24 protein-coding genes are annotated in these 24,182 nt (G+C 71.6%); 17 read left to right on the forward strand and 7 right to left on the reverse strand.

Annotated elements, in window-relative coordinates; translation table 11 throughout:
• The first annotated feature begins 1 nt into the window (after window position 1).
• Entirely contained in the window at window positions 2–1,837 is a 1,836-nt protein-coding gene (locus JYK18_RS24500; protein ID WP_307796038.1) for an EAL domain-containing protein, read from the forward strand.
• On the opposite strand, the gene JYK18_RS24505 is transcribed toward JYK18_RS24500, so the two are convergent.
• Window positions 1,822–2,379, reverse strand: a complete 558-nt coding sequence (locus JYK18_RS24505; RefSeq protein WP_206805192.1) for a TetR/AcrR family transcriptional regulator — start codon at window positions 2,377–2,379, stop codon at window positions 1,822–1,824. The two genes, JYK18_RS24500 and JYK18_RS24505, sit on opposite strands and share 16 nt — an antisense overlap.
• A 92-nt stretch (window positions 2,380–2,471) precedes the next feature.
• Between JYK18_RS24505 and JYK18_RS24510 the strand changes: the two genes are divergently transcribed.
• Window positions 2,472–2,975 (forward strand): DoxX family membrane protein, encoded by a 504-nt coding sequence (locus JYK18_RS24510; RefSeq protein WP_206805209.1) that lies wholly within the window; start codon window positions 2,472–2,474, stop codon window positions 2,973–2,975.
• On the opposite strand, the gene JYK18_RS24515 is transcribed toward JYK18_RS24510, so the two are convergent.
• The 3 genes from JYK18_RS24515 to JYK18_RS24525 all read right to left on the reverse strand — a co-directional run bounded on the left by JYK18_RS24515 (window position 2,924) and on the right by JYK18_RS24525 (window position 5,071).
• Entirely contained in the window at window positions 2,924–3,526 is a 603-nt protein-coding gene (locus JYK18_RS24515; protein WP_206805211.1) for a ClpP family protease, read from the reverse strand. The genes JYK18_RS24510 and JYK18_RS24515 overlap by 52 nt on opposite strands.
• A gap of 79 nt (window positions 3,527–3,605) precedes the next feature.
• The gene (locus JYK18_RS24520) at window positions 3,606–4,094 is read right to left on the reverse strand and encodes a GNAT family N-acetyltransferase (RefSeq protein ID WP_206805213.1); all 489 of its coding nucleotides are present in this window, start codon (window positions 4,092–4,094) and stop codon (window positions 3,606–3,608) included.
• The gene (locus JYK18_RS24525; protein WP_206805215.1) at window positions 4,091–5,071 is read right to left on the reverse strand and encodes a helix-turn-helix domain-containing protein; all 981 of its coding nucleotides are present in this window, start codon (window positions 5,069–5,071) and stop codon (window positions 4,091–4,093) included. The genes JYK18_RS24520 and JYK18_RS24525 overlap by 4 nt, the downstream gene beginning before the upstream one ends.
• A gap of 164 nt (window positions 5,072–5,235) precedes the next feature.
• On the opposite strand from JYK18_RS24525, the gene JYK18_RS24530 reads away from it, so the two are divergent.
• The 3 genes from JYK18_RS24530 to JYK18_RS24540 all read left to right on the forward strand — a co-directional run bounded on the left by JYK18_RS24530 (window position 5,236) and on the right by JYK18_RS24540 (window position 7,727).
• The gene (locus JYK18_RS24530; RefSeq protein ID WP_206805217.1) at window positions 5,236–5,772 is read left to right on the forward strand and encodes a DUF6069 family protein; all 537 of its coding nucleotides are present in this window, start codon (window positions 5,236–5,238) and stop codon (window positions 5,770–5,772) included.
• 122 nt (window positions 5,773–5,894) lie between these two features.
• Window positions 5,895–7,151: an SLC13 family permease gene (locus tag JYK18_RS24535; protein ID WP_307796039.1), complete on the forward strand. Its 1,257-nt coding sequence runs from the start codon at window positions 5,895–5,897 to the stop codon at window positions 7,149–7,151.
• Between the two features lie 9 nt (window positions 7,152–7,160).
• On the forward strand, window positions 7,161–7,727 hold the full coding sequence (locus JYK18_RS24540; RefSeq protein ID WP_206805219.1) for an HAD family hydrolase: 567 nt from the start codon (window positions 7,161–7,163) through the stop codon (window positions 7,725–7,727).
• Here the strand turns inward: JYK18_RS24540 and JYK18_RS24545 are convergent.
• A complete protein-coding gene (locus tag JYK18_RS24545) occupies window positions 7,718–8,605 on the reverse strand; it encodes a LysR family transcriptional regulator (RefSeq protein ID WP_206805221.1) in 888 nt (295 codons plus the stop codon). The genes JYK18_RS24540 and JYK18_RS24545 overlap by 10 nt on opposite strands.
• Before the next feature lie 84 nt (window positions 8,606–8,689).
• On the opposite strand from JYK18_RS24545, the gene JYK18_RS24550 reads away from it, so the two are divergent.
• Window positions 8,690–9,451 (forward strand): sulfite exporter TauE/SafE family protein, encoded by a 762-nt coding sequence (locus tag JYK18_RS24550; protein WP_206805223.1) that lies wholly within the window; start codon window positions 8,690–8,692, stop codon window positions 9,449–9,451.
• Here JYK18_RS24550 and JYK18_RS24555 read toward each other — a convergent pair.
• Window positions 9,448–9,657, reverse strand: coding sequence for a hypothetical protein (locus JYK18_RS24555; RefSeq protein WP_206805225.1), 210 nt, complete (start codon window positions 9,655–9,657; stop codon window positions 9,448–9,450). The two genes, JYK18_RS24550 and JYK18_RS24555, sit on opposite strands and share 4 nt — an antisense overlap.
• 190 nt (window positions 9,658–9,847) lie before the next feature.
• On the opposite strand from JYK18_RS24555, the gene JYK18_RS24560 reads away from it, so the two are divergent.
• Genes JYK18_RS24560 through JYK18_RS24570 form a run of 3 tightly spaced genes read left to right on the forward strand, consistent with a single transcriptional unit; the run spans window position 9,848 to window position 12,026 of the window.
• Window positions 9,848–10,474: a dihydrofolate reductase family protein gene (locus tag JYK18_RS24560; protein ID WP_206805227.1), complete on the forward strand. Its 627-nt coding sequence runs from the start codon at window positions 9,848–9,850 to the stop codon at window positions 10,472–10,474.
• Window positions 10,475–10,485: 11 nt separating this feature from the next.
• Window positions 10,486–10,821, forward strand: a complete 336-nt coding sequence (locus JYK18_RS24565; protein ID WP_206805230.1) for a YciI family protein — start codon at window positions 10,486–10,488, stop codon at window positions 10,819–10,821.
• Entirely contained in the window at window positions 10,818–12,026 is a 1,209-nt protein-coding gene (locus tag JYK18_RS24570) for a DUF6596 domain-containing protein (RefSeq protein ID WP_307796040.1), read from the forward strand. The genes JYK18_RS24565 and JYK18_RS24570 overlap by 4 nt, the downstream gene beginning before the upstream one ends.
• A 116-nt stretch (window positions 12,027–12,142) precedes the next feature.
• On the opposite strand, the gene JYK18_RS24575 is transcribed toward JYK18_RS24570, so the two are convergent.
• Window positions 12,143–12,616: an Rrf2 family transcriptional regulator gene (locus JYK18_RS24575; protein ID WP_206805240.1), complete on the reverse strand. Its 474-nt coding sequence runs from the start codon at window positions 12,614–12,616 to the stop codon at window positions 12,143–12,145.
• A 76-nt stretch (window positions 12,617–12,692) separates the two neighbouring features.
• Here JYK18_RS24575 and JYK18_RS24580 point away from each other — a divergent pair, with 76 nt between their 5' ends.
• The 8 genes from JYK18_RS24580 to JYK18_RS24615 all read left to right on the forward strand — a co-directional run bounded on the left by JYK18_RS24580 (window position 12,693) and on the right by JYK18_RS24615 (window position 24,135).
• Window positions 12,693–13,436, forward strand: a complete 744-nt coding sequence (locus tag JYK18_RS24580; RefSeq protein ID WP_206805242.1) for an SDR family oxidoreductase — start codon at window positions 12,693–12,695, stop codon at window positions 13,434–13,436.
• Window positions 13,437–13,522: 86 nt separating this feature from the next.
• The gene (locus tag JYK18_RS24585; RefSeq protein ID WP_206805244.1) at window positions 13,523–14,428 is read left to right on the forward strand and encodes a carbohydrate ABC transporter permease; all 906 of its coding nucleotides are present in this window, start codon (window positions 13,523–13,525) and stop codon (window positions 14,426–14,428) included.
• Window positions 14,425–15,288, forward strand: coding sequence for a carbohydrate ABC transporter permease (locus tag JYK18_RS24590; RefSeq protein ID WP_206805246.1), 864 nt, complete (start codon window positions 14,425–14,427; stop codon window positions 15,286–15,288). The genes JYK18_RS24585 and JYK18_RS24590 overlap by 4 nt, the downstream gene beginning before the upstream one ends.
• Window positions 15,285–17,258 carry a DUF6807 family protein gene (locus JYK18_RS24595; protein ID WP_206805249.1) on the forward strand — a complete coding sequence of 658 codons (1,974 nt, stop codon included), beginning with the start codon at window positions 15,285–15,287 and terminating at the stop codon, window positions 17,256–17,258. The genes JYK18_RS24590 and JYK18_RS24595 overlap by 4 nt, the downstream gene beginning before the upstream one ends.
• Window positions 17,259–17,266: 8 nt before the next feature.
• Entirely contained in the window at window positions 17,267–18,580 is a 1,314-nt protein-coding gene (locus JYK18_RS24600) for a sugar ABC transporter substrate-binding protein (RefSeq protein WP_206805251.1), read from the forward strand.
• A 94-nt stretch (window positions 18,581–18,674) separates the two neighbouring features.
• On the forward strand, window positions 18,675–19,619 hold the full coding sequence (locus JYK18_RS24605; RefSeq protein ID WP_206805253.1) for a polysaccharide lyase family 1 protein: 945 nt from the start codon (window positions 18,675–18,677) through the stop codon (window positions 19,617–19,619).
• A 152-nt stretch (window positions 19,620–19,771) separates the two neighbouring features.
• Window positions 19,772–22,870 carry a substrate-binding domain-containing protein gene (locus JYK18_RS24610; RefSeq protein WP_206805262.1) on the forward strand — a complete coding sequence of 1,033 codons (3,099 nt, stop codon included), beginning with the start codon at window positions 19,772–19,774 and terminating at the stop codon, window positions 22,868–22,870.
• A gap of 176 nt (window positions 22,871–23,046) precedes the next feature.
• Window positions 23,047–24,135 carry a S1 family peptidase gene (locus tag JYK18_RS24615; protein ID WP_206805264.1) on the forward strand — a complete coding sequence of 363 codons (1,089 nt, stop codon included), beginning with the start codon at window positions 23,047–23,049 and terminating at the stop codon, window positions 24,133–24,135.
• Window positions 24,136–24,182 lie beyond the last annotated feature (47 nt).

Below are 24,182 nucleotides of genomic sequence, written 5' to 3' on the forward strand. Positions count from 1 at the left end.
GGTGGAATTGCGCTGCGTCGGCCCGGACAGCCTGCGGCGGACGCTGGAGGTGCTCGGCAAGGCGCTCGCCCGCGACCAGCCCGCGGACCGCGTGGTGCTCGCGCTCGGCGCGCTGACCGCCGGCTACAGCGAAGCCCAGCGCGAGATGTTCCAGAAGCAGCAGCGGGAACTCAACCGCACGCTGCTCGACGTCGAGCGGGAGGCCCGGCGGCGGCAGGCGACGACGCAGGCGCAGTTCGAGGAGATCTTCGTCGGCTCGGCCAGCGGGGTGGCGGTGACCGAGCCGGACGGCACCCTGGTGCGGATCAACGCCGCGCTCGGCAAGACGCTCAACCGCGCGCCCGCCGACGTCGCCGGGGCCAGCCTGTTCGACCTGGTCCACCCCGAGGACGCCGGCGGGCTGCGCGAGGGCTACCGCGACCTGGCCGAGGGGAAGATCGCCCGGCTGCGGATCGGCCGCAGGCTGCTCACCGAGACCGGTGAAACGATGTGGGTGACCCTGACCGGCGGGGTGATCAGGGACGGCGCGGGCGAAGCCGAGCAGTTCGTCACGATCGTCGACGACGACACGGATGTCTCGCTGCTGCAACGTCGCTTGAGCCACCAGGCGCTGCACGACGCGCTGACCGGCCTGCCGAACCGGCAGTTCTTCAGCACCCGCCTGGAACGCGCGCTGCGGCTGGCCGACCCGGCCACCGGCATCACCGTGTTCCACCTCGACCTCGACGGGTTCTCGGTGATCACCGACGGGCTCGGCCCCGGCAGCGGCGACCGCCTGCTCCGCAGCGTCGCGGCCACGCTGGAGGCCGTTGTGGAGGAGGAGAACGCGATCGTGGCGCGGCTCGGCGGCGACGAGTTCGGCATCCTGATCGAGAACACCGAGCGCACCCCCGACATCGGCACCACCATCCGGCGGATCAACCAGGAACTGGCCGAACCGGTCTACCTCGACGAGCACACCGGCGTGGCGGTGTCGGCGACCTTCGGCGTGGCGCACCGGCCGTCGCGCGACCTGGCCCCGAGCGAACTGCTGCGCGCCACCGACATGACGCTGCGCCGCGCCCAGCGCAACGGGCACCGGCAGTGGCAGGTGTTCGACCCGGCCCAGGACGTCCGCGACCGGCACGACTTCAGCCTCGCCGCCTCCATGGCCGGCGCCTGGGAACTCGGTGAGCTGGAAGTGGTCTACCGCCCGGCGGTCCGGCTGGAGGACCGCACCACCACCGCGGTGGAGGCGTTGCTGCGGTGGAACCACGAGCGCGAGGGCGTGCTCGGCCACCAGACCTGCGTGGAACTGGCCGGGCGCACCGGATTGCTGCTACCGCTGGGGGAATGGCTGCTGCGGACCGCCTGCGAGAAGGTGCGTCACGAACAGGGGCACGTGCTCGTGGTCGGCCTGACCACCGAGCAGGCCACCGATCCCGATCTGGTCGGCACCGTGCGGCGGGCGCTGTCCGAGACCGGGCTGAGCCCGGCGCGGCTGCGGCTCGGCTTCCCGGTACGGGCGCTGCTCGCCGAGCGCGGTGAGGCCGCCGACAACCTCCGCGTGCTCGCGGAAATCGGGGTGTACAGCGAAATCCTGGACTTCGGCGCGGCTGGTGACGTCGACTGCCTCGGTGAACTGCCGGTGCGCACGGTCCGGCTGGCTCGCCGCCTGGTCGACCGGCGGCACGAGGCCACCAGCCTGCTGGTCGCGCGGTCGGTGGCGAACCTGATCGAGCTGGCGCACCTGGCCGGGACCACCGTGCTGGTGGACGGCATCGGGACCGCGGAGCAGGCCGACTGGTGGCGCCAAGCGGGCGCGGACGCCGGGTTCGGGTCCTACTTCTCGGTGTGAGGGAACAGGAACCGCGCGATCGACCGGGCCATGACGGTGGGATCGTCGTCCGTTTCCAGTGCTCCGGTCAACACGAGCGTGGCGTAGCCGTGCACGAGTGACCACGCGGCCACCCGGGCGAGGCGGTTGTCGGGGCCGGTGCGCGGGTCGGCGGCGACCCCGGCGGCGAGCGCGTCCCCGGCCCTGGTGCGCGCGGCATCGAGTTCCTCGTCGTCGGTGCGGTAGTAGTCGGGGCGGAACATCACGTCGAAGTGCGCGCGGTGCTCGATGGCGAACCGCACGTACGCCACACCCATGTCGATCATCCCGCCCCCGGCTTCGCGGGCGCCGGTGATCGCGTCGGCCAGCAGGTCGTACCCCTCGGCGGCGAGCGCGGTGAGCAGGCCCGCCTTGTCGCCGAAGTGGTGGGCCGGCGCCGCGTTGGACACCCCGGCCCGGCGCGCCAGCTCGCGCAGGCTGACCGCGGCGGGCCCGGACTCGGTGATCGCGTCGACCGCCGCGGTGAGCATGGTCCGCCGGAGATCGCCGTGGTGGTAGGGCATGCCGGACAGCCTAGCCCAATCTAAGCATTGACAAGATGGGGCCCGTGCCGCAATCTTGTCGCTGACAAGTTTCGGCGAGATCGGGGGATGGCATGGCACCGTTCGTGATTCTGGTGGTGGTCACACTGGTGGCACTGGGGCTCGGCGCGGCGGGTGTGCGGTGGCTGAGGCCGTGGCCGGTGGCGGTGCGCGGTGGGCTCGCCGCGATGTTCGTCGCCACCGGGGTGGCGCACTTCGTCGGCATGCGGGCGGAGCTGGTGGCCATGGTGCCGCCGTCCCTGCCCGCGCCGGAGCTGCTGGTCACCGTGACCGGCGTGCTGGAACTGGCCGGCGCGGCGGGACTGCTGTGGGCGCGGACGGCGCCGTGGGCGGCCGGTGGGCTGGCGCTGATGCTGGTGGCGATGTTCCCGGCGAACGTGCACAAGGCGGTCACCGGCGTCGGCCTGCCGTGGGACGACCAGCTGGTGCCGCGGACCGCCATGCAGGTGGTCTTCCTGGCCGCGGCACTCAGCGTGGTCGTGTTCCACGTGCGGGCGAGCCGCCGTCAGCCGGTGGCGGTGTCGGCGGCGCCGACGACCCGGTCGACGAAGCCGTAGGCGAGCGCCTCCTCGGCGTCGAACCAGCGGTCGCGGTCGGCGTCGGCGGTGATCCGTTCCACGGACTGGCCGGTCTGGCTCGCGGTGATCTCGGCGATCCGGCGCTTCATCTTGCCGAACACCTCGGCCTGGATGGCCACGTCCGCCGCGGAACCGCCGATGCCCGCCGACGGCTGGTGCATCAGGATCCGGGTGTTCGGCAGCAGGAAGCGCTTGCCGGGGGTGCCCGAGGACAGCAGGAACTGGCCCATCGAGGCGACGAAGCCGAGGCCCCAGGTGGCCACGTCCGGCTGGATCAGCCGCATGGTGTCGTAGATGGCCATGCCCGCGGTGACCGAGCCGCCCGGCGAGTTGATGTAGAAGGTGATGTCGCGGTCCGGGTCGTCGGCGGCCAGCAGCAGCAACTGTGCGGTGATCCGGTTCGCCACCTCGTCGGTCACCTCCGAGCCGAGGAAGACGATGCGGTCGCGCAGGAGTTGCTCGTAGACCGAGTCGTTGAGGGACAACCCGCTCGACGGCGCGGACAGTTCGGGAACCAGCTCAAGTGTCATGGGGGCGACGGTAGAGCGCGAAAACCCTGGAACCAGCCCGCGTTCGCTCACAGCGAGGCGGGTTCGCCGACAGCGATCATCAGGTCCGGCCGAGCAGATCGCTGATCCACGGCCGGAAACCCAGGCGCTCGTACAAATCCGCCGCACCCGTGTTCGCCGCCAGCACCCCGATCGACCAGTACTCGATGCCGCGGTTCTTCAGCTCGGTGCGGCAGGCTTCCAGCAACGCCGTGCCGACGCCGTCACCGCGGATCGCCGGATCGACCACCAGCGAATCGACCTCACCCCTCAGTTCCCCGAAGTCGAAGGTGGCGCCCGAGGGCAGCAGGCGGCAGCACAGGTAGCCCGTCGGGGTGTCCCGTTCTCCTTGGTGCGCGGTGAGGATCAGCGCCTTGCCCTCGCGCAGCCACGTCCGGTACTGCTCGTGCCGCACTGACCAGGACGCGGAATTGTCCCGCACGGGCAGGGTTTCGCCGATCAGCGATCGGTGGTGTTCGGTCAGCGCGACCCACAACGGTTCGAGCGCCCCGAGATCCCGTTCCGCTGCCTGGCGTACCCCGACCGTCATGCGCTGATCCCCTCCCGGACGCCGAACGTGCGGCGGTAGGCCGACGGCGCGATCCGCATCGCCGCGGCGAAGTGGTGCCGGAAGGTCACCGCGGTGTCGAAGCCGACCGTGGTGGCGATCCGCTCGATCGGGAGGTCGGTGGTCTCCAGCAGCGGCAGGCTGGCCTGCACGCGCTGGGTGATCAGCCAGCGGATCGGGCTGGTGCCGGTGGCCCGCAGGAAGTGCCGCAGGTAGGTGCGGGCGGACATGGTGGCGATCTCGGCCAGCCGGGCCACGGTGATCGGCTCGGCCAGGTGCTCCAGTGCCCAGGCCATGCTGCGCGCCACGTGGTCGTTGCCCGGGTCCGGCGGCATCGGCGCTTCGATGTACTGCGCCTGCCCGCCGTCGCGGTGCGGCGGGATGACCAGGTGCCTGGCCACCGAATTCGCCACCGCGGCTCCGAAGTCGGCGCGGACCAGGTGCAGGCACAGGTCCAGGCCCGCCGCGCAGCCCGCGCTGGTGAACACCCCGCTGTCCTCCACGTACAACGGGTTCGGGTCCACCTCGACCTGGGGGAACCGGCTGGCGAGCAGGTCGGCGTACCGCCAGTGCGTGGTCGCCCGGCGCCCGTCCAGCAGACCGGCCCCGGCCAGTGCGAAGGCGCCGGAGCAGATCGACACGATCCGCGTGCCCCGGTGGTAGGCGTGCCGCAGCGCGGCGACCAGTTCGGGCGACGGGTCGGCGGCGGGGTCGGCCACGCTCGGCACCACGAGGGTGTCGGCGTCGGCGAAGTCGTCCAGCCCGTACGGGGTTTCCAGGGTGGCGCCGCCGATCATGCGCACCGGGCCCGGCCGTTCCGCGCAGATCTTCAGCCGGTACCAGGGCACCCCGAAACCCCGCCATTCGAGCCCGAACACCTCGGTCACGATGCCGGTCTCGAACGCGGACATGCCCTGGTACGCCAGTACCGCGACGCGGGGACCCGCTGTTTTCGCCATGGGCCCAGCCTAATCAGCGGAGCCGGTTCGACCAGTGGCGTGAGCGCCACCCACCGTCAAGATCTCGCCACCGTCGGGTGAGGGGCCAGCCTTCCGGACGGCGGGGAAGCCGGAATCGCGCGAGAATCGGAGGTGGCCGGTGACTCACTACGGAGGAGCTCCCGATGTCCGACTACAACGCACCGCACGCGCGCGACGCCCGGCCCGGGGTCGACGCGGGCCGGTTGTGGGCGGGCGGCATCGCCACCGCGGTGGTGGCCGCGCTGCTGGCGATCGTCGGCCTGCTGATCGCGCGCGGCCTGTTCGAGGTCGAAGTGCTCGCGCCGGAGGGCGAGGGGATCTGGGGCAACGCGAGCACGCCCTACTACGCGGTGACCGCGGCCGTGGTGGCGATACTGGCCACCGGGCTGATGCACCTGCTCAGCGTGGCCACGCCGGCGCCCGGCCAGTTCTTCGGCTGGATCATGGCGCTGGTGACGCTGATCGCGGTGGTGCTGCCGCTGACGCTGACCGTGGACCTGGGCGCGAAGGTGGCCACCGCGCTGATCAACCTGGTGCTGGGGCTGGTGATCGGCGTGATCGTGCACAACATGGCGGAAAACGCGCGGACCCTGCACCGGCGCAAGCGTGCCGCCGACCCGCAGGCCCCGACGCGCCAGTGGAACCAGCCGCCGCCGCCCACCACCTACTACGACCGCTGACCCACCGTGTCACGAATGTGGCTTTCGAGACGTTCGGCCTCTCGAAAGCCACATTCGTGACATCCGGGGCGTGAGCGCCACCTGCGTGCCGGGCGGCCTGGGACCGCGGGGACAGTGATCGGGTGAACCTGTTCGCCGAAGTCCTCGCCGTGGTGCTGCTCGCGCTGGTGCTGGCGGCCGCCGTCGTCCGGCCGCGCGGGTTGCCCGAGGCGGTGGTCGCGGTCCCGGCCGCGGTGGTGCTGATCGCGGTCGGCGCGCTCCCGGTCGAGCACGCGGGCGAGGAGGTCGTGCGGCTGGCTCCGGTGACCGGGTTCCTCGCCGCGGTGCTGGTGCTCGCCCGGTTGTGCGCGGACGAAGGGCTCTTCCACGCCTGCGGGGTGTGGCTCGCGCGGGCCGCGGCCGGACGGCCGAAACGGTTGCTGGGCGGGGTGTTCGGCATCGCGTCGGTGGTCACCGCGGTGCTCAGCCTGGACGCCACCGTCGTCCTGCTCACGCCGGTGGTGTTCGCGACCGCGCGACGGCTGGGGGTGCCGCCGAAACCGCACGTGCACGCCTGCGCGCACCTGTCGAACTCGGCTTCGGTGCTGCTGCCGGTGTCGAACCTGACCAACCTGCTGGCGTTCACCGCCAGCGGCCTCGGCTTCACCCGGTTCGCCGCGTTGATGCTGGCGCCGTGGCTGGTGGTGATCGGCGTGGAGTACCTGGTGTTCCGGCGGTTCTTCGCCGCCGAGTTGAGCGGTTGCGGGGAGAGCGCGCCGGAGCCGGTCGCCGTGCCGTGGTTCGCGTTGATCACCGTTGCCCTGACGCTGGCGGGCTTCGCCGTCGCCTCGGCGCTGGGACTGGACCCGGCGTGGGCGGCCGCCGCCGGGGCGGCGGTGCTGGCGGTCCGCGCGCTGGTGCGCCGCCGGACGACCGCGGGGGCGCTCGTGCGCGCGGCTTCCCTGCCGTTCTTGGCTTTTGTGCTGGCGCTCGGCGTGGTGGTCCGGTCCGTTGTGGACAACGGACTGGCCGACGGCCTACGGCGGTTGGTGCCCGGCGGTTCCGGGTTGCTCGCGCTGCTCGGCATCGCGGTGGTCGCCGCGGTGCTGGCGAACCTGATCAACAACCTGCCCGCGGTGCTGGTGCTGTTGCCGCTGACCGTGGCCGCCGGGCCGGGCGCGGTGCTGGCCGTGCTGCTGGGCGTGAACATCGGCCCGAACCTGACCTACGCCGGTTCGCTGGCGACGCTGCTGTGGCGCCGGGTGGTCCACGACCACGACGCCGAGGTCAACTTCCGCGAATTCACCCGGCTCGGGTTGCTGACCGTGCCCGCCTGCCTGGTGCTTTCGGTTCTCGCCCTGTGGGCCTCGCTCCAGGTGATCGGGCCCGGTCAGGTGTAGTAAGGAAGCATGCGCGCCGAGGAACTGCTCACCGGACGTGATCACGTGCTGGTCGCGTTCGACGGTCCGGTGGCCGAGTTGCCCGCCGGAGACGACGTGGCCGGGCGGCTGCGCGTCCTGCTCGGCGAAGCGAAGTTGCCGCGTAAGGTCGCGCGCACCGACGACCCGGCCCTCGTGCTCGCGCACGCGGCGACGATCGGGCCCGCGACCGAACGCGCGGTGCGCACCCAGCTGGGCAGGCTCGACGCCGAACTGGTCGCGGCGGCGCGCCTCGCGCCCGGTGTCCACGGCGCGTTCGCCCGGCTGGCCGCGGCGGGCACGCGGCTCACCGTGATCGGCCGCCTGGCACCCGAGCCGATCCGCGCCTTCCTGGTGATGCACGGGCTGGACGAGTACGTGCGCTGCCTGGCCGATCCCGACTCGATCGCCACCGCGATCCGGGAAGTCGCGCTGAAGGACTGCCTGTTCGTCGGCAGCACCAAGAGCGATCTCGCCGCCGCGCGGGCCGCCGGGGTGGACACCGTCCGCTACGCACTTCCCGCCGAGTCCTGGTTCGCGGCAGTGGGTCAGGTGTAGACGCGCCGCAGGTGGTCGGCCAGTGCGGCGACCGCTCGCGAAGACTGGCGCACCCGCGCACCCCAGCACAGCAGGTGCCGCCGGTGCGCCCACGGGTCGTGCAGCTCGCAGATGTCCAGCGCCAGCCCCGGCGGCACGGCCCGGCGCGGGATCACCGCGAGCCCGACCCCCGCCGCGGCCAGCGAGATCTGCGTGTCGAGGTTCGTGACCAGCGTGCGGTACCGCGCCACCGGCGCGTGCGGCCCGAGGTTCTTGTCGATCCACCGCTGCAGCGGCGCGCTCGCGTCGAGGCCGACGAGCGGGTGTTCGGCGATCTCGCGGTAGGCCAGTTTCCCGCGCCCCGCCAGCACCCCGCCCGCCTGGCCGACGACCACCAGCGAGTCGTCGCCGAGCAGTTCGGTCTCCAGCCCCGAATCCCGCGCCTCGTCCTCGATCACGATGCCGAGGTCCGCCTCGCCGCTGGTGAGCAGCCGGACCGTCTGCGGGGTGCGGCGTTCGAGCACGGTCACGTCCTGGTCGGCGTACTCCAGCAGGAACGCGATCAGCGCGGGCGGCACCAGCCGGTGCATCGCCGAACTGCCGGTGACCAGCACCAGCGGCTCGGCCGGTGACCGCGCGTACCCGGCGACCGCGTTCTCCAGCCGGGCGGTCCGGTCGAGCACTTCCTTGGCGTGCCGCGCGAGCGTGGCCCCGGCCGGGGTCGGCCGCACCCCGCGACGGCCGCGGTCCAGCAGCGAGACGCCCGCGTGGCGCTCCAGGGAACGCACCCGCGCGCTGGCCGACGGCAGGCTCAACCGCATCCGCCGCGCGCCCGCGGTGATCGACCCTTCGGTGACGACGTGCACGAAGAGCCGGAGATCGTCGAGGTCGTAACGCATGCGTGTCAGCCTATGGCCCAGACAGAGGCTGGCTGCGGAGATCACGCATTGCGCGCCCCGGTCGCGGCGGGTGATGCTCGGCGGGTGCCCGAGTTGCTGATGCTCGTACTGGCCGGACTCGCCGCCGGTGGGTTGAACGCGGTCGGCGGCGGGGGCACCTTCGTCGCGTTGCCCGCGCTGGTCGCCGCCGGGCTCACGCCGGTCACCGCGAACGCGGCCACCACCGTCGCGCTGGTGCCGGGTGCGGCGGTCAGCGCGTGGGTGTTCCGCCGGGAAATCCACCCGGTGGGCGGCACTTCGCTGCCCGCGCTGACCTCGATGAGCGTGCTCGGCTCCGCGCTCGGGGCCGGGCTGCTGGTGGTGCTGCCGTCGTCCTCGTTCGACGTCGCGGTGCCGTGGCTGCTCGCCTTCGCCACCGTGGTGCTGGCGTTCGGCCGCCCGCTCGCGCGCCGCCTCGGCACGCTGGACGTGGCGGGCGGGATGAGCGCGAAGGCGGTGCTGGCCGGTCAGTTCCTGCTCTGCATCTACGGCGGTTACTTCGGCGGAGCCGTAGGCATCCTGATGCTCGCGCTGTGGAGCGTCGGCCTCGGGCTGGACGCGGCGGTGGGCAACCCGATGCGGGTCGCCCAGATCGCCGCGGTGTTCCTCGCCGCGACCGTGTTGTTCCTGTTCGCCTCGGACGTGCTCGCCGAACCGGTGCCGTTGCTGGTCGTGCTCGGCAGCGCGATCGCCGGTGGGTTCGCCGGCGCGCAGTGGGCGCGGCGGCTGCCCGCGTGGCTGGTGCGCGGCATCGTGCTGGCCACCGCGGCCACCATGACGGTGCTGTACTTCGTGAAGTCCGCTTAGAGCTGCCAGAGCCGGTCGAGCAGGCGCTTGCGGAAGTCGGTGTGCTCGTACCAGTCGAGATCGGTCTGGGTGGGCCAGGTGACCTTGACCCGCAGCCCGCTGAGCCGGGCGTGCGTGCGGTTGCGGCGGGGGAACGCGCCCGGCGCCCCCAGCGGGAACAGCGCCGCGTCGAGTTGGAGGGTGCCTTGGTGGGCGGGAAAAGTCATGGCACCCCCGGGCTCGGGCAGTTGAGTGGACAGGTGTTCACTGTGACCGAACGGGGGAGTGCCGTCAATCATTCGGGCGAGTGAAGATCGGCTTCCCGGACGAGATCACACCCGCTGTCGAATCCGCCCGCGCTCGCGCGTCGAGGGAGATGAGTGCGCCGATCACGGCGCCGCGACGAGCGGAGAGAACATGCGGAAACTGGTGGTCATCGCCTTCACCTCGCTGGACGGGGTGATGCAGGCGCCGGGCGGCCCGGACGAGGACACCGGCGGCGGCTTCACCCACGGCGGCTGGGCCGCGCCGCTGGTGGACGAGCCGACGATCGAGCTGATGACCGGGCTGACCAGCCGGGCGGGCGCGTTGCTGCTCGGCCGCAGCACGTACGAGGTGTTCGCTGAAAGCTGGCCGCTGACCGAGGCGGATGACCCGGTCGGCTCACTGCTGAACCCGATGCCGAAGTACGTCGCGTCGCGCACGCTGAAGACGGTGGAGTGGCAGAACTCCACGTTGCTCACCGGCGACGTGCCCGAGGCCGTGCGCGCGCTCAAGGCGCAGGACGGCCGGGAGATCCAGGTGCACGGCAGTGCCGGGCTGATCCAGACGCTGCTGCGGCACGACCTGGTCGACGAGATGCAGGTGCTGACGTTCCCGGTGCTGCTCGGCTCCGGGAAGCGGTTGTTCGGCGAAGGCACCGTGCCCGCCGGGCTGCGGCTGGTCGGCTCGGCCACGTTGCGCACCGGCGTGGTGGCCGGCCGGTACGCGCGTGACGGCGAACCGGTCTACGGTGCGCTGGGGCCGGAAACCGGGAACTGGTGAAGGGACGACCGATGCCGCAGTACGCGATCCTGATCTACGAGAAGGAGCTGCCGGGCGGGGTGGCGGACATCCCGCCGGAGGTGATGGAGGCCAACCTGCGCGTCGGCGAGCAGATCGAGGCGATGGGCGCGCGGGTGGTGCACGAGCAGGGGCTGCAGCCGGTGGCGCGGACCCGGACCATCCACAAGGGAGGGTTGGTCACCGACGGGCCGTTCCTGGAGAGCAAGGAAGTGATCGCGGGCTTCTTCGTGGTGGAGACCGAGGACTTCGACACCGCGGTCGCGATCGGCAAACTGCTGCCGATCATGGACGGCGCGGTCGAGGTGCGGCCGTTGTTCGAACCGTGAGCACCGCCGCGGCGGCGATGGCGGACGCGCACCGGCGCGAGTGGGCCCAGGTGCTCGCCGCGACGGTGCGCGTCACGCGTGACCTCGGGCTGGCCGAAGAATGCGTCCAGGACGCCTACGCCGCCGCGCTGGTGGACTGGACGGCCAACGGCGTTCCGGCGAATCCCGGTGCCTGGCTGAACACCGCCGCCCGGCGCAACGCGCTCGACCTGCTCCGCCGGTCCAGGACGCTGCGGTCGAAGCTGCACCTGCTGGTGGAGCCGGTGGAGGCCGCCGAGCCCGCGCGGGACGACCGGCTGAGGCTGGTTTTCCTGTGCTGCCACCCGGCGTTGTCGGTGGAGGCGCAGATCGCGCTCACCCTGAGGCTGGTGTGCGGGGTGAGCACGGCCGGGATCGCGGACGCGTTCCTGGTCACCGAGACCACCATGGCCGCGCGCCTGACCAGGGCGAAGAAGAAGATCGCCGCCGCCGGGATCCCGTTCCGGATGCCGGGCCCGGCCGAGTTGCCGGACCGGCTGGACGCGGTGCTGACCGTGCTGCACCTGGCCTTCACCGCCGGGCACACCGCGCCCGCCGGCCCGGAGCTGACCGACGACGACCTGGCGGGGCGCGCGGTGGACCTGGCTCGGTTGCTGCACTTGCTGTTGCCGGGGGAGCGGGAGGTGTGCGGGCTGCTGGCGCTGATGCTGGCGGGTTACGCGCGGCGGGGTTCTCGCCAGGGGGAGGGGTTGCTGCGACTGTCCGAACAGGACCGTTCTTTGTGGGATCGGGAGCTGATCGCCGAGGCGGATCGGCTGGTGGTCGCCGCGTTGCGGGGCGGGCGCCCGGGGCGGTTCGCGCTGCAGGCCGCGATCGCCGCGCTGCACGCCACGGCGCCGTCCTATGAGGACACCGACTGGAGCCAGATCCTGGTGCTGTACGGGGAGTTGGCGCGGGTGTGGCCGTCGCCGGTGGTGGCGCTGAACCGGGCGGTGGCACTGGCGATGGCCGATGGCCCCGAGGCGGGACTGGCGGAGGTCGTGGCGCTGGAGGGGGATGAGCGGCTGGCCGGGTACCACTACCTGCCCGCCGTGAAGGCCGACCTGCTGCGCCGCCTCGGGCGGTTCGGGGAGGCGGCGGTGGCTTATGAACGGGCACTCGCCCTGGTGGGGAACGAGGTGGAACGCGCCTTCCTGCGGGGCCAGCTGGCACAGCTGGGCCGGTAGCGCCGCGCCCAAAGCCGCCGGTTAGAGGGGGCTCGGCGGGTCGGCGGCGCGCTCGGTGGGGTGGTGGTGGCGGAGGCGGCCAGGCCAGGCGGCCCGGTCGGGAGGTGGCGCCGGGTTTAGCGCAGTTCGGTCAAGAGGCGCCGCGTGCGGGCTGGGGCTGTTGGGGGCAGGGCCTCCAGGATGCTGCCCAGGGTGTCCGCGGCCAACGACTGTCGCCAGGCTTCGTGAGCGGAGGCCATTTTCGCGGCCAGGATGCAGGTGTTCCGGCAGTCCTCCGCAGGGAGGGCGCCCCGGCCCTGCTGGCGGATTTCCCGGCACTCATACGGCGACGACCCCCCGTCGACCGCCTCGACGATGGCCAGCAGGGTGATCTCCCCCGCCGGCTTCGCCAGCCGGAAACCCCCGCGCGGACCGGTCGACGCGGTCAGGATCCCCGCCCGCACCAGCGCCTTCAACTGCTTGGCCAGGTACGGCGCCGGCAGGTCGAAGTACTCCGCGAGCTGGTTCGTCGACGCGCTGGCCCCCGGCTCGAGCTGCGCCAGGCTGGTCGCGCAGTGCAGGGCCCATTCGGTGCTGACCGGAAGCTTCACGCCCACCAGTCTATAGGCGACATTGTGGACCCGCAAAGTCCGTGATAGCTTCGGGCCGACAACGAAGGAGTCGAACATGCGAATCGCAGTGGCCGGGGCCACCGGGAACATCGGCGCGCTCACCGTGGCGGCCTTGGAGCGCCAGGGACACGACGTGGTGCGGATCAGCCGCTCACTCGGCGTGGACCTCTCGACCGGAGCCGGACTCGACGAGGCGCTGACCGGTGTCGAGGCCGTCGTCGACGCGATCAACGCGCCCGCCGCCGACGAGGCGGCGACGGTCGCCTACCTCGGGACGGCGACCCGGCACCTGCTCGCCGCCGAGGCGCGCGCCGGGGTGCGCCACCACGTCCTGCTTTCGATCGTCGGCATCGCCGAGGTCGGCGGCAACGCGCACTACGCCGGGAAGCGCGAACAGGAGCGACTCGTCGAAGCGGGTCCGGTGCCCTGGACGATCGTGCCCGCGACGCAGTTCCACGACTTCGCCGAGATGGTGACCGGCTGGACCGAACAGAACGGTGTCGCGACCATCGCGCCGTTGCTGGTGCAGCCGATCGCGCCCGCGGATGTGGCGGCCGTGCTCGCCGAGATCGCGCTGGGTGACCCGAAGGGGCGCTACCCGGACGTCGCCGGACCCGAGACGCAGGACCTCGTCGACATGGCCCGGCGGACGCTGGCCGTGCGGGGACGCGAGATCAAACTGGTTCCCACCTGGGACGGCGTTTTCGGCGTGTCGATGTCGGGCAACGCCCTGCTGCCGAAAGAGGACGCCCGGCTGGAATCCACGACTTTCGACGAGTGGTTGTCCGGGCGGGATTAGGCCGGGAAAGTCCACATCTGGTCCCCAATTGTCCACCCGCCGTTCCGTAATCTCAGGTCCGGTTCGGCGGTGAACGGAGATCAGGGATGGTGGCACTGGGGGAGCGGAAACGCCGCCGCCGCCGGGATTCCCGGACGCCGTACCTGCTCATCGCTCCCGCGGTGCTGGCGATGCTGGCCTTCCTGGTCTACCCGGTGGCCAGCGTCGTCTACTACAGCCTCCAGCACCGCCAGCTCAGCAAGCCGTGGCTGGACGGGTTCGCCGGCCTGGACAACTTCACCAGGATGCTCACCGACGACCCGTTGTTCTGGCAGAGCCTCGCGTTCACCGCCAAATGGGTCACCGTCGAGGTCGCCCTGCAGTTCGTGCTCGGCCTCGCGCTCGCGTTGATCGTGAACGAGACCTTCGTCGGCCGGGCCGTCGCGCGGGCGCTGGTGTTCTCCCCGTGGGCCGTGTCCGGGGTGCTCACCACCGGCATCTGGGTGCTGCTCTACAACCCGACCACCGGACTTTCCCGCTACCTCGCCGATCTCGGGCTGATGGAGTACGGCGCGGCGCCGCTGGCCGATCCGTCGACCGTGTTCTCCGCCGCGGTGCTCGCCGAACTCTGGCGCGGGGTGCCGTTCTTCGCGATCCTGCTGCTCGCCGATCTCCAGGGCGTGCCCAAGGACCTCTACGAAGCCGCGTCGGTGGACGGCGCCGGCCGGGTCCGCCGGTTCGTGCACATCACGCTGCCGCACCTGCGCGACACCATCATCCTCGCCACCCTGCTGCGCGCGGTCTGGGAGTTCAACAACGTCGACCTGCTCTACACGCTGACCGGCGGCGGGCCCGCGCACCAGACGACCACGCTGCCGCTGTACGTGGCCGCCACCGCCGCCCAGTCCCACGACTTCGGGTACGGCTCCGCGCTGACCATGGCCGGGTTCCTGATCCTGACCTTCTTCTCCATCCTCTACCTGCGCCTCGGCCGGTACGGAGCACAGCGATGAGCACGACCGAAGCGGCGCCGCCGATCGCCCCGCCGAAGGCCCCGGAAACCCGGCGCGCCAAAACCCGCTGGGAGATCTACGTTCCGCTCGGCCTGTACCTGGTGTTCACCCTGGTGCCGTTCTACTGGATGGTGGTCTTCGCGGTGCGCCCGCGCGGGTCGTCCTCGCTGGTGCCGTGGCCGGTTTCGCTGGAGAACTTCGAAACGGTCTGGAACGGCATGGGGTTCGGCGTGTTCTTCCAGAACAGCTTCCTGGTCGGGGTGGCCTCGCTGGTGGCGACCACGGCGATCGCGCTGCCCGGCGGCTACGCGCTGGCCCGGTTCCGCTTCCGCGGCAGGCGGGTTTTCCTGATCTCCCTGCTGTGCAGCCAGTTCATCCCCGGCGCGATGATGCTGATCCCTCTGTTCGAGATCTTCCGCACGCTCGGCCTGGTGAACAGCCTGAGCAGCCTGGTGATCGCCGAAACCGTGTTCCAGCTGCCGCTGTCGCTGGTGCTGATCAGCGGGTTCATCGCGAGCATCCCGGTGGAACTGGAGGAGGCCGCGCAGGCCGACGGCTGCACCCGCACGCGTGCCTTCTTCGCGGTGGTGCTGCCGCTGCTGCGGCCAGGGCTGGTCGCGGTCGGTTCGTTCGCCTTCATCCACAGCTGGAACAACTTCCTGTTCGCGCTGATGTTCGTCAGCGACCAGGACAAGTTCACCGTGCCGGTCGGGCTGGCGTTCACCCTCGGCGAGTTCAGCGTGGACTTCGGCGCGCTGGCCGCCGGTGGCGTGGTGGCCGCGCTGCCGGTGGTGCTGGTGTTCGCGGTGGTGCAGCGGTACCTGGTGCAGGGCCTGTCGGCGGGTGCGGTGAAGGGATGAGCGTGGATCCGGTGCGGGTGGTGCTGGCGGGGGTGCACGGGCACGGCCGGTGGCACCTGGACAACCTGCGCCGGCTGGCCGACCGGGGCGCGGTGCGGCTGGCCGGGGTGTGCGACACGCGGCCGGTGGACGCCGCGCAGCTGGCCGGGTTCGGCAAGCCGGAGCAGTCCGGCAAGCTCGCCCCGCTGATCCGGCACACCGGCGCCGAACTGGTCATCCTGGCCACCCCGATCCACACGCACGCCGAGCTGGGCACCGAGGCGCTGCGCGCCGGGGCGCACCTGCTGCTGGAGAAACCGCCCGCCGGCAGCTACGCCGACTACACGCGACTGTCCGAAGTGGTCAGTTCGACCGGGCTCGCCTGCCAGGTCGGCTTCCAGAGCCTCGGCTCGGCCGCGTTGCCGTACCTGCGCGAACTGCTCGCCGGTGACCGGCTCGGCCAGGTGCGCGGGATCGGCGTGGCCGGTGCCTGGGCGCGCCCGGCGGCCTACTTCGAACGCGCGCCGTGGGCGGGGAAGCGGCGGCTCAACGGTTTCGCGGTGACCGACGGCGCGCTGACCAACCCGTTCGCGCACGCGGTGGCGAGCGCGTTGTCGCTGGCCGGGGCCGAGGAACCCGAGTCGCTGCGCGAAATCGACGTGGAGCTGTACCGGGCCAACCCGATCGAGGCCGACGACACCTCCTGCGTCCGGCTGCGGGTGGCGGGCGGCACGGTGATCACCGTCGCGGTGTCGATGTGCGCGGAACGCCGTCACGAGCCCGCGGTGGTGGTGCACGGCGAACACGGGCAGGCGGAGCTGACCTACACCACCGACGAGGTGTGCCTGCGCCGCCCCGGCGAGCCGGACGAGATCACCCGGCACGCGCGGACCGATCTGCTGGAGAACCTGGTGGCGCACATCCGGACCGGCGCCGAGCTGCTGGTTCCGTTGCGGCGCACCGGGGCCTTCATGCGCGTGGTCGACGCGGTCCGGCGCGCGGCCGAGCCGCGGCCCATCCCGCCGACGCACCTCGCCGGGCAGAACGGCGGGCGGGTGCTGGCCGGGATCGAGCGGCTGACCCGCCGCAGCGCGGAGAACCTGGCGCTGTTCTCCGAACTGGAGGTGCCGTGGGCGCCCGCCGAACTGCCGCTGCGTGCCGGTGACCGCGACGTCGCGGCGTACCGCTGGTACACCGACGGCCTGCCCGCGACCGTCGCCCCGCGCCCCCACCTCTACTCGGTGCGCACGCTCGGCGGGACCGAGGTCAGCGAGACCGCGCCACCGGACCACCCGCACCACCTCGGTGTCGGCCTCGCGGTGTCCGATGTGGACGGTACGAACTTCTGGGGCGGGCGCACCTACGTCCAGGGGCAGGGCCCGCGCTGGCTGGGCGACCACGGCAGCCAGCGCCACCTCCGGTTCACCCGCCGGGAATCCTGCGGCTTCACCGAACTGCTGGAGTGGGTGGACGCCGAAGACCGGGTGCTGGCCCGTGAACGCCGCACGGTGATCGCCCGCCGCCACAAGCCATCGCGGCTGCCTGGCTGCTGGGAACTGGACTTCACCTTCCGGCTCGACGGCGCGGGCCGCCTGCCGCTGACCATCCGCAGTTCGCACACCAAGGGCCGGGCCGGGGCCGGGTACGGCGGTTTCTTCTGGCGCGCCCCGGCTTCCTCGACCCGGCGCCGCGTGTTCACCGCCGAGGCCGACGGCGAGGACGCGGTCAACGGCGGTGCCGCCGACTGGGTCGGGCTCTCGGGCAGCTCACCGTCCGGCCGGGACTGGACCCTGCTGTTCACCCAGTGCGGCCCCGACCGCGACCGCTGGTTCGCCAGGGAACGCGACTACCCCGGCATCGGGCCGGGCCTGGCCTGGGAGCGGCCGCTGAGCACCGGATCGGTGACCAGGCGGATCCGCACCGTCGTGGCCGACGGGCGGCTGGACCGCCGGACCGCGGCCGCGCTGATCCGCCGGACAAGCGAAAGGTAGGTTTTCCGATGGGCAGGTTCCGACGCCCGTGGCGGACGGCCGCGGCACTGCTGCTGACCATGGCCACCGCTCTTCCCGCACTCGCCGCCTGCGGTTCCGAAGCCGCCGGCGGGGTCACCACGATCACCTTCTGGGACGACAACGGCGGTCCGGCGCGCACCCCGGTCTGGCAGCACATCATCGCCGAGTTCGAGAAGGCCAACCCCACCATCAAGGTGGAGTACGTGGGCATCCCGATCGCGCAGGCGCAGCAGAAGTACGACACCGCGGTGGCCGGCGGCGGCCTGCCCGACGTGGGCGGGGTGACCACGGCGATGCTGGCGAACCTGGTGCCGCAGCGCGCGCTGGAGCCGGTGGACGACCTGTTCGGCGCCAGCCCGCTGGCCGGGCAGTTGAACGAGCGCATCGTCGGCTCGGTGCGCCAGACCGTGCCGGACGGCAAGCTGTACCTGCTGCCGATCTCCACCAACACCGGGGTGTTCTGGGCGCGCAAGGACTGGCTCGCCGAAGCCGGGTTGCCCGAACCGGAGACCTGGGACCAGTTGTTCGCCGCGATCGAGCGGTTCACCGCGCCGGGGCAGAACCGGTACGGCTTCACCATTCGCGGTGGCGCCGGGTCGATCGCGCAGATGCTCGAGGTGGTCTACGGGCAGTCCGGCATCACGAAGATGTTCGAGCCGGACGGCCGGTCCACCGTCGACGACCCGCGCAACGTGGCCGCGCTGGAACGGCTGGCCGGGCTGTACAAGCGGTTCACCCCGGAAGCCGATCTGACCAACGACTACGCGAAGATGGTCGCCCAGTTCGGCGGCGGCAACATCGGCGTGATGCAGCACAACGTCGGGTCCTACCAGGACCAGGTGAAGGCGCTCGGCGCGGACAAGGTGGTCGCGCTGCCGGTGCCGAAGTCGGCCGCCGGGACCAGGGCGGTGCTCTCCCACCCGACCACCGGGCTCGGCGTGTTCAGCCAGGGCGAGCACACCGAGGCGGCGTTCAGGTTCGCCGAATTCGCCGCGAGTCCGGCGATGAACACCTACTGGGCCGAGCAGACCGGCACGCTGCCGGTGAACAGCGGGGTCACCGCGAGCGATCCGGCGAAACCGCAACCCGGGGTGGCGCTGGCGAAGGTGCTCGCCGAGCCGTCCACCACCGTGGTCCAGATGCCCTACCACCTGCCGGAGTTCAACTCCATCACCAAAACCGAGTCCGAGCCGGGATTCCAGAAGGTGCTGCTCGGCGAACTGTCCGCAAAGGACTTCCTCACCGAACTGGCCGGGAAACTGGGCCGGGCGCAGGCGGAGTACCAGCAGCGCACGGGGTGAGCCCGCATATTCCACCCGTTGTTCGTGATTCTCCACATCCGGCTGCCTAACGTGGGAAATCGAGGGACGGACAACCGGAATTAGGAGTCAAGTCATGCGCAGATCGTTCGCCAGGCGAAGCCTGCCCGGCCTGCTCACCGTGGCCGCGGCCGCGGCGCTCACGGTGGCCACCGCCGGCCCCGCGGCCGCCGCGGGCACGCCGACCGGATTCGCCGCGGGCACCACCGGCGGCGGCAGCACCCCCGCGGTCACCGTGACCACCGCTTCGGCGCTGATCAGCGCGATGCAGTCGAGCAGCCCCGCGGTGATCAGGGTCAGCGGCACCATCTCGATCAGCGGGATGCAGGACGTGAAGTCGAACAAGACGCTGATCGGCGTCGGCTCCGGCGCCACCATCACCGGCGGCGGGCTGGACGTCGACAGCGCCACCAACGTGATCATCCAGAACCTGAACTTCCGGAACTGGGCCGACGACGCGATCAACGTCACCGACGCCTCGACCAAGATCTGGATCGACCACAACACCTTCAGCGACGGCTACGACGGCGCCGTGGACATCAAGCGCGCCTCGGACTACGTGACCGTGTCGTGGAACAAGTTCACCTCGCACGACAAGACCATGCTGCTCGGGCACAGCGACGGCAACGGCAGCCAGGACCGCGGGCACCTGCGGGTCAGCTACCACCACAACTACTTCGACGGCACCGGGCAGCGCCACCCGCGCGTGCGCTTCGGCAACCCGGTCCACGTGTACAACAACTACTACGGTGGCGTGACCGACTACGGCGTCGCGTCCACGGTGGAAGCCGGGGTGCTCGTCGAGGGCAACTACTTCGAGAACACCAAGGACCCGTTCCACCGCGGTGAGGGCAGCTCGCCCGGCGGCTCGCTGGTCGCGAAGAACAACCACTTCGTCAATTCCGGCTCCGGTGACCAGGGTGGTTCGGTGAACTCCGTGCCGTACTCGTACAGCCTGGACCAGGCCTCCTCGGTGAAATCCATCGTGCAGGGCGGAGCCGGGACCGGAAAGGTCGGCTGAACCGGTTCAGCCGCGGGCCCCGGCCACCCCGGGGCCCGTTTTCGATGTTATCGTTAACACCCGTTCTGCCCTAGCAGTTCACGGTCCGCCGCCACTAGGTTGCAGGCAGTTCCGCCGCAACCACTTCGTCGATGAGGACGAGCGAGGCGAGCATGACCGGACACCGCCGGGCGATCGGCCTGGTGACGGCCAACATCGATCTGGGCGTGGCGCCCGCGGTCTTCTCCGGGGTGCTGGCCGCCGCCCGCCGCCACGACGTGGACCTGATCTGCTTCCCCGGCGGGGAGATCGGCACCGCCGACCAGCCGGCCAACGCGGTCTACCACCTGGTCACCCCGGGCCTGGTGGACGGGTTGATCTGCTGGGCCTCCGCGCTTGGCCTGCCGGAACGCCATCCGCGCGCGGAGAAGTTCGGCCGCCGGTTCGGCCGGGTGCCGATGGTCTGCCTCAACGGCGCGATCGGCGCCCAGCGGCCGCTGACCCTGGACAGCTACCAGGGCATGTGCAAGGCCATCGACCACCTCATCGGCGTGCACGGCCGCCGCGACCTGGCCTTTCTCCAGGGGCCCGTGCGGAATCCGGTGACCGCCGACCGGTTGCGCGCCTACCACGACACGCTCGACCGCTACAAGATCCGTCCGGATCGCGCGCTGGTGTCCTCACCGGTGGAGTTCCGCCGGGACGCCGGAGCCGCGGCGATGCGGGTGCTGCTCGACGCGCGGCGGCTCGAACCCGGCCGCGACTTCACCGGCTTGGTGGCGTGCAGCGATTTCCTGGCCGCCGAAGCGATCGCGGTGCTCACCGAACGCGGGGTGCGGGTGCCCGAGGACGTGGCGGTGATCGGGTTCAACGACTCGCCGGAGGCCCGGTTCTGCTCGCCGCCGCTGACCTCGGTGTCGATGCCGTTCGCCGAATTGGGCGGGCAGGCGGTGGAAACCCTGTTGTCCCGGCTCGGCGGTGATCCCGCGCGTGGCCGGTCGGCGCCGGTGGCCGAACTCGTGCTCCGCCGGTCGTGTGGTTGCGCGGGGGAGCCACCGGCGAGGGAATGCGCGGGATTCACCGCCACCGTGCGGAAACACGGCATTCCCGCGGAAAACGGCCGGCGTTTGGAAGTGGCGTTCCGCGCGGCGCTGGCCGGGGAACCGGCCGTCGATTTCCCGGCTTTCGCGGCGAAAATGGCGGAAGGCGGGGACGCCGACGCGTGGGACGAAATCCTGCTCGCACTGGACGAAGGCAGCGAACTGATTTCCCGGGCACGGATCGCGGTGGCCGGCAATGCCCGGCGAATGCTCGAATACGAACGCTGGCAGGCCGAGCAGACCGCCCAGCGGCTGCGGGAAACCGGGGTGGCGCTGGCGTCCGTTGTGGACGAACGGGAGCTCACCGCGGTGCTGGCGCGCCAGCTCCCGCTGCTCGGCGTCGGCGACTGGAAGCTCTCGATCGGCCCGGCCACCGCGCTCACCCGGTCCGACGTGCTGCACGGCGATCGGCGCAGCACCTGGATCGCGGTCCCGCTGCAGGTCCGCGAGGAACCGCTCGGCATCGGCCTGTTCGAGGCCGGGCCGCCGGACGGCGGGTTCTACCGCGCGCTCGGGGAGCAGATCTCGTCCGCGGTGCAGGACATCCGGCTGTTCCGCGAGGTCGAGGCGGCCGAAGAGGCGGACAGCGTGAAGACCAGCCTGCTGGGCAAGATGACCGAGGAACTGCGGGCACCGGTCGAGGCGATCCTCAAGGACTCGGTGGGGGCACTGGCGGCCGGTCCGCCGCCCGAGGTCCGCGACGCGCTGAACCGGATCACCGCCGGGGCCGAGTACCAGCTCGGCGTGCTCGGCGACCTGCTCGAACTCGCCGACGCCGAACTCGACTCGCTCAAGCTGTGCGCCGGGCTGATCGATCCGCGGGAACTGCTCGCCGAAGTGTTCGGGGAACAGGGTTCGGGCAGGCTGCCGCTGATCGAGGCCGACGGGCAGCGGCTGCGGCAGGCGCTGCTCACGCTCAGCCGCAGCCTCGGGCACCGCGCCCGGCGGACCGTCGAGGCCGACGTGCTGCCGCCGCACCTGCGCATCCGCGTGAGCTACGAGGGCACCGGCACGCCGAGGGGCGGGCTCGGGTTGTCGATTGCGCGGCGGTTGATCGCACTGCACAACGGTTCGCTGCGCTTCGAGACCGGTTCGGCGGGCGGCACCTTCCACCTGTTCCTCCCGCTACCGGGACCGCAGGGGCGGGCGCTGCCGGACGAGGCGGCCGACTCGCTGCTGTGCGTGGCGGACGGGCCCGCGCCCGAGGAGGCGGTCGCGGCGGCCGGGCTGGCGGGGTTGTCCGTGCTGAAGCTGGGCACCGGCGACGACGTGGCCGCGGTGGTCGACGAGAACCGGCCTGCCGCGGTCGCCTGGGACACCACCGCGCTGCGGCCGGAGCACTGGGCGGTGCTGCGGCAACTGCACGACCACCCGAAGCTGCGGCGCACCCCGTTCCTCGCCTACGCCGCCGCGCACGGGCGCGACCTGCACGAGGTGATCGCCGCCGTGCGCCCGGTGGAACTGGCCGGGCTGGCGGTGATCGCCGATCCCGATCCGCGGGCGCAGGCGGGCACGCAGCAGCTGATCGCCCAGCTGCGGCCGGGGCACCTGGCGCTGACCGCGCCGGACGGGGCCACCGCGTTGTCGCTGATCGGCCACGACGTGCCGAACCTGCTCGTGCTGTCGCGGCAGCTGCGGGACATGGACGCCTTCGACGTGCTGGAGCGCCTGCACGGCGACGCCCGGCTCAGCGACCTGCCCGCGCTGGTGCTCACCGGCGACGAACTGACCTACGACGACGTCCGGCGGGCCGCACCGCACGCGCGCACGGTGTTGCTGGGCAAGGGCATCCTCTCCGACGCCGAGACGATCACCCTGCTGCGGCGGCTGCTCGACCCGAAGCGGCCGCCGAACCGGCAGGAGGTCCAGCGCGCGGTGGTCTACCTGCACCAGAACTACCAGCACCAGATCACCCGGCGGCAGGTGGCGAAGGCGGCCGAGATGAGCGAGGACTACCTGAGCCGCCGGTTCCACCGCGAGCTGTGCGTCTCGCCGTGGGAGTACCTGACCCGGCTGCGCATCGCGCGGGCGAAGGAGCGGCTGCAGGAGACCGACGACAGCATCCAGGCCATCGCCCGGCAGGTCGGCTTTCACGACCGCGCCTACTTCAGCCGGATCTTCCGGAAGCACACCGGGGTGCCCCCGCAGAGCTTCCGCTGCCTCCGCCGGTGACCGTTAATCCGTACTTACCAACGCGCATTACTCAGTCATTGTCCAACCAGTACCTAATTTTGTTCTGAACGAACGAAAGTAGGTGACGAGCGGGGGTGTCCTGGGTCACTCTTCGTGGGCCGGTTGTCACCGGTGTCTCCCCGACCCACTTCCCTGCCGAAAGTGAGTTGCCGGTCATGTCCAAGAAGACCCTGCGGCGCACCCCCGCCGCCATCGCCGTGCTGGCGGGCGCCACCGCCCTGTTCAGCGGCGCCCCGGCTTCGGCCGCCGTCGAAGGCTATTCGACCGTGGTGCAGAACGCCGCGGTCAGCTCGATCACCTCGAGCCTCGGCGTGAGCACCGCCGCGGCCGAGCAGGTGCTGCGCGTGCAGGACGCCAGCGCCCGCACCCTCGACCGCGTCGAGTCGGCGCTGGCCGGACGGCACGCCGGTGGTTTCCTCGACGCCGCCGGCCTGCCGGTGGTCAACGTGCTCGACGCCGCCGGTGCCGCCGAGGCGCAGCGCGCCGGGGCCACCGCGAACGTGGTCAAGTACTCCCTGTCCCAGCTGGACTCCGCCCGCGCCGCGCTCGAAGCGCTGCCCGCGGTCCCGCACACCACGATCGGGACCGACGAGAAGGCCAACCAGGTCGTGCTCACCGTGTCCGACGCGGCCGTGGGTGCCGAAGCGCTGGTCGCCAAGGCCGGCGCGCTCGGCGACGCGGTGCGCGTGGAGCACACCACCGGCACGATGAGCAAGGCCATCTACAACGGTGAGGCCATCACCGGCGGCGGCACCCGCTGCTCGGCGGGCTTCAACGTCAACCGCGGCGGCCAGCTGCACATCCTCGACGCCGGCCACTGCACGCGCGCGGTGTCGCAGTGGAACGTCGGCCCGTCGGTGGGCGCCAGCTTCCCGACCAACGACTACGGCCTGATCCGCAACACCACCGGCAGCGGCCCGGGCGCGGTGACCCTGTGGAACGGCTCCACCCAGCGGATCAGCTCCGCCGCGAACGCCCGCGTCGGCCAGCAGATCTGCAAGAGCGGCAGCACCACCCGGCTGACCTGCGGCGTGGTCGAGGCCACCAACGTCACGGTCAACTACCAGGAGGGCCCGGTCTACCAGACCGTGCAGACCAGCGCCTCGGTCAACCCCGGTGACTCGGGCGGCTGCCTGTTCTCCGGCAGCGTCGGCCTCGGCATCACCTCCGGCATGGGCGGTGGGAACTCCTACTTCCAGCCGGTCGTGGAGGCACTCAACGCCTACGGTGCTTCGCTGACCTGATCTCCCCCGCGGCCCCACCCGCGTGCCCCCGAGGCCCCCGCCTCGGG

The sequence above is a fragment of the Amycolatopsis sp. 195334CR genome, assembly GCF_017309385.1.
Taxonomy (GTDB): Bacteria; Actinomycetota; Actinomycetes; order Mycobacteriales; family Pseudonocardiaceae; genus Amycolatopsis.

Coding starts and splice junctions, on each gene's coding strand:
- JYK18_RS24540 (WP_206805219.1), top strand. CDS start 7,161: ATGCGCGCCGAGGAACTGCTCACCGGACGTGATCACGTGCTGGTCGCG.
- JYK18_RS24505 (WP_206805192.1), bottom strand. CDS start 2,379: ATGCCCTACCACCACGGCGATCTCCGGCGGACCATGCTCACCGCGGCG.
- JYK18_RS24560 (WP_206805227.1), top strand. CDS start 9,848: ATGCGGAAACTGGTGGTCATCGCCTTCACCTCGCTGGACGGGGTGATG.
- JYK18_RS24525 (WP_206805215.1), bottom strand. CDS start 5,071: ATGGCGAAAACAGCGGGTCCCCGCGTCGCGGTACTGGCGTACCAGGGC.
- JYK18_RS24585 (WP_206805244.1), top strand. CDS start 13,523: ATGGTGGCACTGGGGGAGCGGAAACGCCGCCGCCGCCGGGATTCCCGG.
- JYK18_RS24510 (WP_206805209.1), top strand. CDS start 2,472: ATGGCACCGTTCGTGATTCTGGTGGTGGTCACACTGGTGGCACTGGGG.
- JYK18_RS24530 (WP_206805217.1), top strand. CDS start 5,236: ATGTCCGACTACAACGCACCGCACGCGCGCGACGCCCGGCCCGGGGTC.
- JYK18_RS24580 (WP_206805242.1), top strand. CDS start 12,693: ATGCGAATCGCAGTGGCCGGGGCCACCGGGAACATCGGCGCGCTCACC.
- JYK18_RS24565 (WP_206805230.1), top strand. CDS start 10,486: ATGCCGCAGTACGCGATCCTGATCTACGAGAAGGAGCTGCCGGGCGGG.
- JYK18_RS24600 (WP_206805251.1), top strand. CDS start 17,267: ATGGGCAGGTTCCGACGCCCGTGGCGGACGGCCGCGGCACTGCTGCTG.
- JYK18_RS24555 (WP_206805225.1), bottom strand. CDS start 9,657: ATGACTTTTCCCGCCCACCAAGGCACCCTCCAACTCGACGCGGCGCTG.
- JYK18_RS24595 (WP_206805249.1), top strand. CDS start 15,285: ATGAGCGTGGATCCGGTGCGGGTGGTGCTGGCGGGGGTGCACGGGCAC.
- JYK18_RS24615 (WP_206805264.1), top strand. CDS start 23,047: ATGTCCAAGAAGACCCTGCGGCGCACCCCCGCCGCCATCGCCGTGCTG.
- JYK18_RS24545 (WP_206805221.1), bottom strand. CDS start 8,605: ATGCGTTACGACCTCGACGATCTCCGGCTCTTCGTGCACGTCGTCACC.
- JYK18_RS24605 (WP_206805253.1), top strand. CDS start 18,675: ATGCGCAGATCGTTCGCCAGGCGAAGCCTGCCCGGCCTGCTCACCGTG.
- JYK18_RS24520 (WP_206805213.1), bottom strand. CDS start 4,094: ATGACGGTCGGGGTACGCCAGGCAGCGGAACGGGATCTCGGGGCGCTC.
- JYK18_RS24610 (WP_206805262.1), top strand. CDS start 19,772: ATGACCGGACACCGCCGGGCGATCGGCCTGGTGACGGCCAACATCGAT.
- JYK18_RS24515 (WP_206805211.1), bottom strand. CDS start 3,526: ATGACACTTGAGCTGGTTCCCGAACTGTCCGCGCCGTCGAGCGGGTTG.
- JYK18_RS24590 (WP_206805246.1), top strand. CDS start 14,425: ATGAGCACGACCGAAGCGGCGCCGCCGATCGCCCCGCCGAAGGCCCCG.